Consider the following 11,492-nt stretch of genomic DNA (forward strand, 5'->3'; position numbering starts at 1 on the left):
TCACTAATTATCTATCTCAACAAATCGTCCCAGAATATGAACATTCTCCGAGACAGAGACAAAGGCGCTTGGATCTACTTGTGTCATAATCTGTTTAAATTCATTAAACTCTGCACGTGTAATGACAGTAATTAAAACTGCCTTTCTCTCGTGATTATAGGTTCCTTCTGCATCGTGGATCATGGTTGCTCCGCGGTGCAATTTTTTATGGATTTTTTCAATTACCTTCTCTGGATGATTTGTCACAATCATGGCCTGCATACGCTTTTGCTTAGTAAAGACCGCGTCTGTCACACGGCTAGAGACAAAGATGGTAATCATAGAATAAAGAGCGTATTTCCAACCAAAGGTCAAACCTGCTATCAGCATGATAGTTCCATTTACCAAGAAAGAAATACTACCGACATTCTTACCCGTTTTCTTGCGAATAGTCAGGCTGACGATGTCCGTCCCACCACTGGAGATATTGTTTCGAAGAGCAAAACCAATCCCTAAACCCATAACACCACCCCCAAAAAGGGCATTGATAATGGGATCCTCCGTCAAGGTTGCCACAGGGACAAACTGGATAAAGAAGGAACTCATAGATACCGTGATAAAGGTAAAGACGGTGAACTTATGGCCAATCTGATACCAAGCTAAGACCATCAAAGGGAAGTTAATGGCGTAGAAGGTTAGCGAAATCGGAATATGAAAACCAAACCAGTGATTACTCAAGGCAGAGATAATCTGTGCCATACCTGTTGCACCACTCGAATACACATGCCCTGGTTGGAAAAAAAATTAACTGCTACTGCTGATAAAAAACCATAGACCAGAGAGGCCGAAATCTTCTCATCATACTTTTCTCGAGAAATACTTTGTAAGACACGTAAAATTTTTATCTGATAAGCAAAGCGGCGCAGATAATAGCGCCACCGCTTAATTCGTTTTGCTTGTTTCATCTTCTTCTACTTGTAAGCTGAGTTCCTCTAGTTGGTTGAGAGCGACTGTTGATGGAGCTTGTGTCATTGGGTCAGTTGCCTTGTTGTTCTTAGGAAAGGCAATGACTTCACGGATATTTTCTTCTCCAGCAAGCAACATGACAAAACGGTCAAGCCCGATAGCCAAACCACCGTGTGGTGGGAAACCATAGTCCATGGCTTCAAGAAGGAAACCAAACTGGTCATTGGCTTCTTCAGCTGAGAAACCAAGGGCCTTGAACATGCGTTCTTGAAGGTCTTTTTGGTTGATACGAAGGCTACCACCACCAAGCTCATAACCGTTCAAGACGATATCGTAAGCAATGGCATGAACCTTAGCCAAATCACCTTCTAATTCGTGAGCAGTCTCTTCCTGTGGAAGTGTGAATGGATGGTGGGCGCTCATGTAGCGGCCTTCTTCTTCAGACCATTCAAACATCGGCCAGTCAACCACCCAAAGGAAGTTGAACTTATCATTATCAATTAAGCCAAGCTCTTTAGCAATACGTCCACGAAGGGCACCCAGTGTTGCATTAGCCACTTCAAGCGTATCCGCCACAAAGAGAACCAAGTCCTTATCTTCAAGAGCAAGCGCTGTTGTCAATTCTTCTTGGATACCAGTCAAGAACTTGGCAACTGGTCCGTTTAATTCTCCATCAACCACCTTGACCCAAGCAAGACCTTTGGCACCATACTGTTTGGCTACTTCCGTCATCTTGTCGATGTCTTTACGTGAATAGTTGTCCGCAGCTCCTTTGACCACAATGGCTTTTACAGCAGGTGCTTCTGAAAAGACTTTAAAGTCTACACCTTTGACCGCTTCTGTCAAGTCCTGAAGCAACATGTCAAAACGAGTATCTGGCTTGTCAGAACCGTAAAGAGCCATAGCATCATCGTATTTCATACGAGGGAACGGTAGCGTTACTTCGATACCTTTTGTTTCCTTCATCACGCGCGCAATCAAGCCTTCTGTGATATCTTGGATTTCTTGCTCAGTAAGGAAGGACGTTTCCAAGTCGACCTGGGTAAACTCAGGCTGGCGGTCTCCACGCAAGTCCTCGTCACGGAAACATTTGACGATTTGGTAGTAACGGTCAAAACCAGCATTCATCAAAAGCTGTTTCGTAATTTGTGGACTTTGAGGAAGCGCGTAAAAATGCCCTTTATTGACACGAGATGGCACCAAATAGTCACGCGCCCCTTCTGGTGTTGACTTAGAAAGGAATGGTGTCTCTACGTCGATAAATTCCAACTCATCCAAGTAGTTGCGGATAGAGTGGGTCACCTTAGCACGAAGTTTAAGATTTTCCAACATTTCTGGACGACGAAGGTCAAGGTAACGGTAACGCAAACGTGTATCGTCATTGGCCTCAATACCATCCTTAATCTCAAATGGGGTTGTCTTAGCTGTATTAAGTACTGTCAGAGCTGTCACGTTTAACTCAACCGCACCAGTTGGTAACTTATCATTGGCTTGCTCACGCGCAGCAACTTGACCAGTCACCTCGATAACAAATTCACTACGAAGGTTTTCAGCTGTTTCCATAACCTCTGCAGATACTTTTTCAGGGTTGATAACCAACTGCATGATTCCTTCACGGTCACGAAGGTCGATAAAGATCAAACCACCAAGGTCACGACGACGGCCAACCCATCCTTTCAAGGTCATTTCTTTTCCGATGTGTTCCTCACGAACACGACCAGCATACATACTACGTTTCATTGTTTCTCTCCTCTTTTATTCTGTTACTATTTTACCATAAAAGCGCAGGCTCTTCATGAAAATCCATCAGAAAAGTTTGCCAGTCTTTAAAAATCAGGTAAAGTCCCTAAAAATTAGCGTCCATACAAAAAATCCGATGAAGTTCACCGGACTCTTTTATTTTGAATTGTTGCCTGCTTTACGCTTTTCAGTGATTTCGGCTGCCTTTCGAGGCAAGACAATTTCCGTTATGTAAGCCGTCCCAAAACGCAGTACACCTGCAATAGGAGCAAAGACAACTGCTAGATAGTTATAGAAGAAATCGCCTTTGAAGGCATAAGCTAGCGCTCCAATGATGAAAAATAGAACGACTGCCTGAATCACTGCTAATAAAATTACTCGTTTCATGTGACCTCCTGACTCTATTATAGCATGAGAATCATCAAAAAGCCGACTAAATTATTCAAAGCGTGAAGAGAAATACTGTAGACCAGACCTTTTCTGCTAATGTAAGCCAAACCCAAACTAAAACCAAGGCTAAAATAGACAAAAAATTGTTGCACATCACCTGGAAAATGAATCAAGGCAAATAGAAGACTAGATACCAGAAGAAAAATCAGGGTTCGTTTACTATTGTCCTGCTTAGGAAAGAGATAGCGTGCTAACATCCCTCTAAAAACAATCTCTTCCGTCAAAGGAGCAAAAATAACCACAGCAAAGAATGAGAAAAGTGGTTGAGACAAGGTCAAGTCTGTCGCTATTTGCTGATTTACTGAAGGATCATCTGGCAAGAAGAATTGAACGACCAGAGATAAGAACCAAACCAAGGCAGGAAGCCAAATAAATCGGTTAAAGCCGCTCTTCTCAATATAAACAGGAGCTTTCTGATACCATTTGTAAATGCCGTACACATATACTCCAGCCAAGACCACATAGAGTAGAGTAACAGCATAGGGTGAAGCGCCTAAAGCAAGCGACGCAGTCGCGAGCCCCTGAATAAAGCCATAGATAAATAAAAAGGATAGAAGGGCTAGAAGAATCCAGCCAAGGTTTTTAAGTAATTTCATAAATAACTCCTTTATTTGAAATAACGTTTTACCATAGGTAACTGCATCACATTGATATAAACATGGATGGCTCCTACAAGCAAGAAAGCTAGTAACTGAATCTCTCCTGTCAAGAAAGAAATGATAATAAGAAAAATATATAAGGCTGGTAAGACATATTGGTGTAATTGGAATAAAATTCGAAAACTCTGTTCCAAATTAGCCTGACGCTCCCCTTCATCATAAGAATTTATATAGTTCAAGACATCCTTTGGTGTAGCGAAAAATTCCAAATCAAACTGACGAACAATCGCAATGGTTTTAAAAAGAGATTTTTGAGCGACTAAGAATACCACAAAGAGTAAGAAAGAAAGGAAAAATGTTTGAGGGTTTGTATGCAATATAATCACCTCACTTAATGAAATAAAAATAGCCAATGGAATCGCTACACCTGTAATATTAAAAGCAATGGTTCCAAACTCAAGATTCCGGTACATTTGCACATAATAGGTTTCATTCAGATCGTCATCCATTTCCTCTTGATACAAGGAATGAAATTTTCTGCTTTTCTTTAAGAAATTGAAAGTCAAAAACATACTAATGAAACCTATCAGTAAACAAATAGCTGATATCCATGGCATCAAGGCTTTTACATCTAAAATAATTTCGTGGGATTCGACACGTGCCTTAAACATCCCTACAAACATGCCCAAGAACCCCCCCAAGACAATAGACATCAAAAATAACAATCTACGTTTCTTTTTCATATTCATTCTCCTTTTTCACTTGCTAGATTTTTGGATTTCTTTTCAATCCATTCAATTACTGGGATGAGGGCAAAATAGGCCCAGATAAATTGGTCGCTGTAATAGAGATCAAACCATCCTAGATTTGTTCCAATTAGTAGAAATACGCTGACTAATAGAGCTATGGCAACTACATAATAAATCACTTTATACTTGTTCATCACTCGTCCTCCTCCAAGCGAAATACTGATTCGACTGTTTCGTTGAAAATTTGAGATATTTTCAAGGCAATCACAACGGACGGGGTGTATTCGTCCCGTTCTAATAGGCTAATGGTCTGTCTGGAAACCCCTGCTAGCTTAGCTAGGTCGGTTTGATTAAGGCCATCGCGAGCCCGCAGCTCTTTTAGACGATTTTTTAGTTGCATGTTACACACCTACTCTCCGTCAAATTCAACGGCTTGGATATCCTCAATACGTTGCAACTTGATTTTTTCTTTTCCCGTCTTATCTACGTATCGTAGCTTGACCCATTCCTCATCAACATCCACAACTTCCCAAAAATTTGTTCCAAATAGTTCTCCAATGATTGTTGGTTTCTTTCCAATCATTTCTTTTAAGATTCTTGACATTTCTATATTTCCTTTCTCTTTTCTTTCGATTACCTTTAACCTCTTCTCTATCCGCTTGATTTTCTTAGATTGACTCATATAAATCAAGACGAGAAAAGGAAACAAAATCCATACCCACATGTGGCTCCCTCCTATTTCTTTATTTCTTAACTTGCTTATATTGTAACACATCTTTTTCTTTTTGACAAGCATATTTGTCAAAAAGTTTATGATTTTTGTCATTTTGCAAAAGAAAAAGGTCAGGAGTAAAATCCTGACCAGTTTATCTACTATTAAAAGCCTAATTTTTCAAAGATTTCTGAGAAGTTTTGATTGATAGCATCAAGTGACACTTGCAATTCTTCTCGGGTTTGGTTGTTCTTGACCGTCACTTGTCCGCTTTCGACTTCGCTCTCTCCTAGGGTGATGAGGGTCTTAGCCGCAAAGACATCTGCTGACTTGAACTGAGCTTTGAGCTTACGGTTGAGGTAATCACGCTCTGCTTTGAAACCTTGTTGGCGAAGGGCTTGGGCTAGTTCTAGGGCTTTGACATTTGCTCCATCACCCAAGACTGCGATATAGACATCTAGGGCGTTTTCGATAGGGAGGGCCACACCTTGCTTTTCAAGAATGAGAAGCAGGCGCTCTACACCAAGTCCAAAACCAAAGCCAGCAGTTTCAGGGCCTCCAAAGTAAGAAACCAAACCATCGTAACGACCACCCGCACAGACGGTCAGGTCATTGCCCTCAATCTCAGTGATAAACTCGAAAATGGTGTGGTTGTAGTAGTCCAGACCACGCACCATATTGGTATCGATGATATAGTCTACTCCAAGATTTTCCAACATCTGACGCACAGCATCAAAATGAGCTTGACTTTCTTCATCAAGGAAGTCCAAGATAGACGGTGCATTCTCCACTGCCACCTTGTCTTCTTTTTCCTTAGAGTCCAAGACACGAAGAGGATTTTCCTCCAAACGACGTTGGCTATCCTTAGACAAGGTCTCCTTGAGCGGTGTTAAGTAGTCAATCAAGGCTTGACGGTAGGCCGCACGGCTCTCAGGATTTCCAAGAGTGTTAAGATGTAATTTGACACCTTGGATACCGATTTCTTTCAAGAAATGGGCTGCCATCGCGATGGTTTCCACATCGGTAGCTGGATTGCTAGAGCCAAAACACTCAACACCAATCTGGTGGAACTGGCGTAAACGCCCTGCCTGTGGACGCTCATAACGGAACATAGGTCCCATATAGTAGAACTTGCTTGGCTTTTGCACTTCTGGGGCGAAGAGTTTATTTTCCACATAAGAACGGACTACTGGCGCAGTTCCTTCTGGACGGAGGGTAATATGACGGTCACCCTTGTCATAGAAATCGTACATTTCCTTAGTTACGATATCCGTTGTATCTCCGACAGAGCGACTGATGACCTCGTAATGCTCAAAAATAGGCGTGCGCACTTCTGCATAGTTGTAGCGCTTGAAAATCTCACGGGCAAAGCCCTCAACGTACTGCCATTTGGCAGACTCAGCAGGTAAAATATCCTGCGTTCCTTTTGGTTTTTGTAATTTCATAGGGAATCCTCTTTAAACTTAATAGTCTTATTTTACCATAAATAGAGTGATTAAAACAGTGAGAAAAAATTAGGATTCAAATATCATTTTTGAGATTAAGCCCTGTCAAAAAAATAGCTATCAAGGAAAGACCAACAAATAGCATCCAAGTCAACTGTATATTCCATACGGCTACAAGTGAAAAACAGGCTGTTCCCACAGGTATGGATAAGGTAAACAATAAACCTAAAAAATTACTGGTACGAGCTAAAACCTCTGGAGCTAGATTTTTCATGAGCATGGCACTAATCTTTGGTTGAACTTTACCAGACACATACAGAGTTAAAAAGAGAAATAGCAAACCAAGCACGACTTGATTGAATACGTTAGCCAGAGCAATTAGAGTGAGTCCTACGGTCGCCCACATCATCAATCTAGGCAGGGACTGCTTCCCAAAATAATCATTGCCCGTAAGGCTACTGATGATGATTGCTAACAAAGCACAGAATTGACTGATAAATAATGCCTCTGTGTAAGAAAAGTCCAAAAGAGAATGGCTCAAAAAGAAGATATTATAAATTCCACCCAAAGCGCCACCCAAGGCATTGATAAGCAAGACAGCAAAGAGCATAAAACCAAAGTTTTTCTGTCCACCTTTAAGAAAAACGAGACGTAAATTTCGATAAATCGTTAGGAACTGGTCTTTGATCGGAAGCTTCTCATTTTTTAGAATTTCACCATCAGCAGATGACATTGACAGGCTCAATTTGCTTTTTCCTAAAAAGAGGATGACGGCTGATACTAGGAAGAAACAGGCATTGATTCCCGCAACGAGGGAAAAATTGTTGACCGATAGACCTAAGAGCCAGACTCCAAAAGCTTGACCACCAATAGCTGAAATATAGGTGATGAATTGGGAAAAAGAATAAGCCTCCATCAAATCATTTTCAGCTACTTTTTCCTTAATGAGAGGCATGCGCAAACCACCTGCAAAATCACTGATGACATCACTAATGACATTGATTAAACACAGGCTAGAAAAGGCAAAGAGACTAGCTTGCTGAACAACTAGGGCTGCTAGAAAAAATAAAACCGCCTGAAACAAACCGCTATAGACCATCCATTTGACCTTGTCCCTTGTGTAATCTGCCCGAATCCCTACAAAAACTGTAAAGAGAGTCGGAAGAATCATGACAATATTCGCCATAGCAACAGCAAAAGAGGCTTGTGGCAAGGTCGATGCATAGACGATAAAGACCAGATTGAAAATTGAAGCACCAAAAGCATTGAAGAAGCGTGACAAAGTCAAGAGTCGATAAGCTTGATTTCTGAACAATAGTTTCATAGATAATCTCCCTTCTTGTTCGAAGTTCTATATAAAGTATGACTATAGTATAGCACTTAGAAATTCTAGAGAAAAAACTTTTGAATATATGCAACAAACGAAATGAGAAAAAAGAAACGATAGAATTTCTCCAGTGACACGAGAGAGCCCAATAGTTCTATCGCTTCAAATTTTAAATTATTTTCTTAGTTTGCAGATATTCAAGAATCAGTCGTTTTTCTATAGTAATCTGCCGATTTATTACAGCCAAGCATCTCAAAAATACGGACAGCATCCTCCATCTTTTTCTGTCCTTCCTTGACTCTACCTTGCTTGCTATCAAGGAGACCTTCCGCCCACAGATAAACAATCCGGAAATAGGTCTCATTTTCCTTGTAGAAATGCTCTTCGATAACACGTTTAAAATAAGAGGCATTGGTAAATTCTTCACACTCAATGCTGGCTAAAAAACCATTCAATAGTATAGTGTGAAACAGGTTTCGATTACCAGACATTTCCATTAGAAAATCAGATTTTCGTACCATCTCTCTAACATACCTAGTGAAAAGAGAAGCAGATAGAAATTGTGAACTGACTGAAAATAAATTGAGTTCATAGATTCCCCAAATCTCGGTAGAAAACAAATAATCATGAAGGACTTTCCCTTCCTCTGCCGTTAACTCTACCGTATCATCCATGCTCTTCATATAAGACTTAATCATAATGGCATTTAAAATATGTTTCTGTTTGTTTTGAGAATGGACATGCTTTTGATACTCCTTGCGATACAAGTCCTCAAGAGGAGCTATATTCTTTGGATCCAAGACATCTATGATTTCTTTTCTCAACTCAGAATCTGTATCATACTGAAAACCTCTCGCCAGAAAGAGAATTTCCTCTACACTGGCAGATATATTTCCCAAGGCAAATAGAAACTTTTCCACCGAAAGCTCACTCTGACCTGTTTCAAAGCGGGACAACATAGACGGCGAAAATTGTCCCCCGGTTGCTTGTCTCAGTGAGATATTTCTTGACTCTCGTAATTGTCTAAAGACTTTTCCAATCTGCTCCATAGACTTCCCCTTGATTCCGTATTTTCTTCATTTTATCATATTTTTCAGAAAATTCATCAAAAGCTTGCCAAATTGTCAGAGTTATGAGAAAATAGGGGATATTTATCATGTGGAGGGACTGTAATGAGAGAGGATATCAAAATCAATGACCGTGCTTTGGCCTTGCAAGATCAAATTATCGAAAAACTAGAGAAGGTTTTTGATACAGATGTGGAATTGGATGTTTACAATCTAGGGCTGATCTATGAAATCAATCTGGACGAAACAGGTCTCTGCAAGATTGTCATGACCTTCACTGACACCGCCTGTGATTGTGCCGAAAGCCTGCCTATTGAAATCGTTGCAGGTCTGAAACAAATCGAGGGGATCGAAGATGTCAAGGTTGAAGTTACCTGGTCGCCTGCTTGGAAAATCACACGAATCAGTCGCTATGGCCGTATTGCCCTTGGACTACCACCTCGTTAATCAGACCAATCACTTTTAAAGATGAAAAAAGCAAGCCGAAAATGGCTTGCTTTTTGATACTCAATGAAAATCAAAGGGCAAACTAGAAAACTAGCCGCAGGTTGCTCAAAACACTGTTTTGAAGTTGTGGATAAAATTGACGAAGTCAGCTCAAAACACTGTTTTGAGGTTGTGGATGGAACTGACGAAGTCAGCTTAAAACACTGTTTTGAGGTTGTGGATAGAACTGACGAAGTCAGTAACCATACCTACGGCAAGGCGACGTTGACGTGGTTTGAAGAGATTTTCGAAGAGTATGAGTTTATTTTTTACCTGACTTGTCCATATTCCAGAAGTCTGTCACGGCTCCGCGTGAAGCAGATGATACGATGTGGGCATATTTACCGAGGACACCACGGCTATAAAGTGGTGGCAAGGTTGTTTCTGCCTTGCGTTTTTCAAGTTCTTCTTCGGATACGGCCATGGAAATTTCTTTGGTATCTTGGTCAACCGTAACGATATCGCCTGTACGAAGATAGGCAATTGGTCCACCATCCTGAGCTTCAGGAGCGATATGTCCAACAACCAGACCATAAGTACCACCAGAGAAACGTCCATCCGTCAAGAGGGCCACCTTGTCTCCTTGACCTTTACCAACGATCATTGAAGAAAGGGACAGCATCTCAGGCATACCAGGACCACCCTTAGGTCCAACGAAACGAACAACGACTACATCGCCATCAACGATTTCATCTGTCAAAACAGCCTGAATGGCATCTTCTTCTGAGTCAAAGACCTTAGCTGGCCCAACGTGACGACGCACTTTAACACCTGATACCTTGGCAACTGCACCGTCAGGAGCAAGGTTTCCGTTCAAGATGATAAGCGGACCGTCCGCACGTTTTGGATTTTCAAGTGGCATGATAACTTTTTGACCTGGTGTGAGGTCTGCAAAGTCAGCCAAGTTCTCAGCAACTGTCTTACCAGTACATGTGATGCGATCTCCATGAAGGAATCCATTTGCCAACAAGTACTTCATAACCGCAGGGACACCACCGACTTCGTAGAGGTCTTGGAAGACATACTGACCAGATGGTTTCAAGTCGGCCAAGTGAGGCACACGCTCTTGGATCGTATTGAAGTCCTCAAGTGACAAGTCAACATTGGCAGCATGGGCAATGGCAAGCAAGTGAAGAGTGGCGTTTGTAGAACCACCGAGAGCCATCGTCACAGTGATGGCATCTTCAAAGGCTTCACGAGTCAAGATATCTGATGGTTTGAGACCAAGCTCCAACATCTTAACAACAGCACGTCCTGCTGCTTCGATATCTTCTTTCTTATCAGCTGATTCAGCTGGGTGAGATGAAGAACCTGGCAAACTCATACCCAAAACTTCGATAGCAGTCGCCATGGTATTAGCAGTATACATACCACCACAGCCACCAGGGCCAGGGCAGGCATTACATTCAAGACGTTTCACGTCCTCAGCTGTCATGTCACCGTGGTTCCATTTTCCGATACCCTCAAAGACAGAAACCAAGTCAATGTCTTTGCCATCAAGATTTCCCGGTGCAATCGTTCCACCATAGGCAAAGACTGCAGGGATATCCATATTGGCAATGGCAATCATAGATCCAGGCATGTTCTTGTCACAGCCACCGATAGCGACGAAGGCATCCACGTTGTGACCACTCATAGCCGCCTCGATGGAGTCCGCGATGATGTCACGAGATGTTAGAGAGAAACGCATACCAGGCGTTCCCATAGCGATCCCGTCTGCTACGGTAATAGTTCCAAACTGTACAGGCCAAGCGCCTGCAGATTTGACACCTTCTTTAGCCAGTTTCCCGAAATCATGCAAGTGAATGTTACATGGTGTATTTTCCGCCCAAGTCGAAATCACTCCCACAATCGGTGTTTCAAAGTCCTTATCTGTCATACCAGTCGCACGAAGCATAGCACGGTTTGGTGATTTTACCATACTGTCATAAATGCTACTGCGGTGACGTTTATCTAATTCAGTCATTTGTTC

At 41.8% G+C, this 11,492-nt stretch carries 12 protein-coding genes and 1 pseudogene; 1 reads left to right on the plus strand and 12 read right to left on the minus strand.

The genetic code is table 11. From position 1 onward, the window contains the following. Window positions 1-3: 3 nt before the first annotated feature. The 11 genes and pseudogenes from SPPN_RS10620 to SPPN_RS10670 form a co-directional block, all read right to left on the minus strand. Window positions 4-944: pseudogene (locus SPPN_RS10620) on the minus strand (YitT family protein). Continuing rightward, window positions 922-2,685, minus strand: coding sequence for an aspartate--tRNA ligase (aspS, locus tag SPPN_RS10625; RefSeq protein ID WP_000830859.1), 1,764 nt, complete (start codon window positions 2,683-2,685; stop codon window positions 922-924). The pseudogene SPPN_RS10620 and the gene aspS overlap by 23 nt, the downstream one beginning before the upstream one ends. A gap of 156 nt (window positions 2,686-2,841) precedes the next feature. Next, window positions 2,842-3,072 carry a hypothetical protein gene (locus SPPN_RS10630; RefSeq protein ID WP_000832183.1) on the minus strand — a complete coding sequence of 77 codons (231 nt, stop codon included), beginning with the start codon at window positions 3,070-3,072 and terminating at the stop codon, window positions 2,842-2,844. Window positions 3,073-3,089: 17 nt separating this feature from the next. Next, a complete protein-coding gene (locus SPPN_RS10635) occupies window positions 3,090-3,731 on the minus strand; it encodes a CPBP family intramembrane glutamic endopeptidase (protein WP_000771243.1) in 642 nt (213 codons plus the stop codon). A gap of 11 nt (window positions 3,732-3,742) precedes the next feature. Further along, window positions 3,743-4,477, minus strand: a complete 735-nt coding sequence (locus SPPN_RS10640) for a DUF3169 family protein (protein WP_000730279.1) — start codon at window positions 4,475-4,477, stop codon at window positions 3,743-3,745. Between the two features lie 2 nt (window positions 4,478-4,479). Next, the gene (locus SPPN_RS10645) at window positions 4,480-4,677 is read right to left on the minus strand and encodes a hypothetical protein (RefSeq protein WP_001046136.1); all 198 of its coding nucleotides are present in this window, start codon (window positions 4,675-4,677) and stop codon (window positions 4,480-4,482) included. Next, window positions 4,677-4,883 carry a helix-turn-helix transcriptional regulator gene (locus SPPN_RS10650; protein ID WP_001176230.1) on the minus strand — a complete coding sequence of 69 codons (207 nt, stop codon included), beginning with the start codon at window positions 4,881-4,883 and terminating at the stop codon, window positions 4,677-4,679. Before SPPN_RS10650 ends, SPPN_RS10645 begins: the two co-directional genes overlap by 1 nt. Before the next feature lie 9 nt (window positions 4,884-4,892). After that, window positions 4,893-5,360 (minus strand): hypothetical protein, encoded by a 468-nt coding sequence (locus SPPN_RS10655; RefSeq protein ID WP_162467686.1) that lies wholly within the window; start codon window positions 5,358-5,360, stop codon window positions 4,893-4,895. Further along, window positions 5,360-6,640, minus strand: coding sequence for a histidine--tRNA ligase (gene hisS / locus SPPN_RS10660; RefSeq protein WP_000775864.1), 1,281 nt, complete (start codon window positions 6,638-6,640; stop codon window positions 5,360-5,362). The genes SPPN_RS10655 and hisS overlap by 1 nt, the downstream gene beginning before the upstream one ends. A 76-nt stretch (window positions 6,641-6,716) precedes the next feature. Beyond that, the gene (locus tag SPPN_RS10665) at window positions 6,717-7,964 is read right to left on the minus strand and encodes an MFS transporter (protein WP_000770636.1); all 1,248 of its coding nucleotides are present in this window, start codon (window positions 7,962-7,964) and stop codon (window positions 6,717-6,719) included. A 200-nt stretch (window positions 7,965-8,164) separates the two neighbouring features. Then, window positions 8,165-9,016, minus strand: a complete 852-nt coding sequence (locus SPPN_RS10670) for a helix-turn-helix domain-containing protein (RefSeq protein ID WP_000434986.1) — start codon at window positions 9,014-9,016, stop codon at window positions 8,165-8,167. A gap of 123 nt (window positions 9,017-9,139) precedes the next feature. Between SPPN_RS10670 and SPPN_RS10675 the strand changes: the two genes are divergently transcribed. Continuing rightward, the gene (locus tag SPPN_RS10675) at window positions 9,140-9,481 is read left to right on the plus strand and encodes a metal-sulfur cluster assembly factor (RefSeq protein ID WP_001206380.1); all 342 of its coding nucleotides are present in this window, start codon (window positions 9,140-9,142) and stop codon (window positions 9,479-9,481) included. Window positions 9,482-9,782: 301 nt separating this feature from the next. On the opposite strand, the gene ilvD is transcribed toward SPPN_RS10675, so the two are convergent. Beyond that, window positions 9,783-11,486 carry a dihydroxy-acid dehydratase gene (ilvD, locus tag SPPN_RS10685; RefSeq protein ID WP_000137354.1) on the minus strand — a complete coding sequence of 568 codons (1,704 nt, stop codon included), beginning with the start codon at window positions 11,484-11,486 and terminating at the stop codon, window positions 9,783-9,785. Between the last annotated feature and the right edge of the window lie 6 nt (window positions 11,487-11,492).

Origin of the sequence: Streptococcus pseudopneumoniae IS7493 (genome assembly GCF_000221985.1) — a bacterium.
Classification (GTDB): Bacteria; Bacillota; Bacilli; order Lactobacillales; family Streptococcaceae; genus Streptococcus; species Streptococcus pseudopneumoniae.

Bases quoted from the DNA above. Each gene is read 5' to 3' on its own strand.
- aspS (WP_000830859.1), bottom strand. From the start codon at position 2,685: ATGAAACGTAGTATGTATGCTGGTCGTGTTCGTGAGGAACACATCGGA.
- SPPN_RS10630 (WP_000832183.1), bottom strand. From the start codon at position 3,072: ATGAAACGAGTAATTTTATTAGCAGTGATTCAGGCAGTCGTTCTATTT.
- SPPN_RS10635 (WP_000771243.1), bottom strand. From the start codon at position 3,731: ATGAAATTACTTAAAAACCTTGGCTGGATTCTTCTAGCCCTTCTATCC.
- SPPN_RS10640 (WP_000730279.1), bottom strand. From the start codon at position 4,477: ATGAAAAAGAAACGTAGATTGTTATTTTTGATGTCTATTGTCTTGGGG.
- SPPN_RS10645 (WP_001046136.1), bottom strand. From the start codon at position 4,677: ATGAACAAGTATAAAGTGATTTATTATGTAGTTGCCATAGCTCTATTA.
- SPPN_RS10650 (WP_001176230.1), bottom strand. From the start codon at position 4,883: ATGCAACTAAAAAATCGTCTAAAAGAGCTGCGGGCTCGCGATGGCCTT.
- hisS (WP_000775864.1), bottom strand. From the start codon at position 6,640: ATGAAATTACAAAAACCAAAAGGAACGCAGGATATTTTACCTGCTGAG.
- SPPN_RS10665 (WP_000770636.1), bottom strand. From the start codon at position 7,964: ATGAAACTATTGTTCAGAAATCAAGCTTATCGACTCTTGACTTTGTCA.
- SPPN_RS10670 (WP_000434986.1), bottom strand. From the start codon at position 9,016: ATGGAGCAGATTGGAAAAGTCTTTAGACAATTACGAGAGTCAAGAAAT.
- SPPN_RS10675 (WP_001206380.1), top strand. From the start codon at position 9,140: ATGAGAGAGGATATCAAAATCAATGACCGTGCTTTGGCCTTGCAAGAT.
- ilvD (WP_000137354.1), bottom strand. From the start codon at position 11,486: ATGACTGAATTAGATAAACGTCACCGCAGTAGCATTTATGACAGTATG.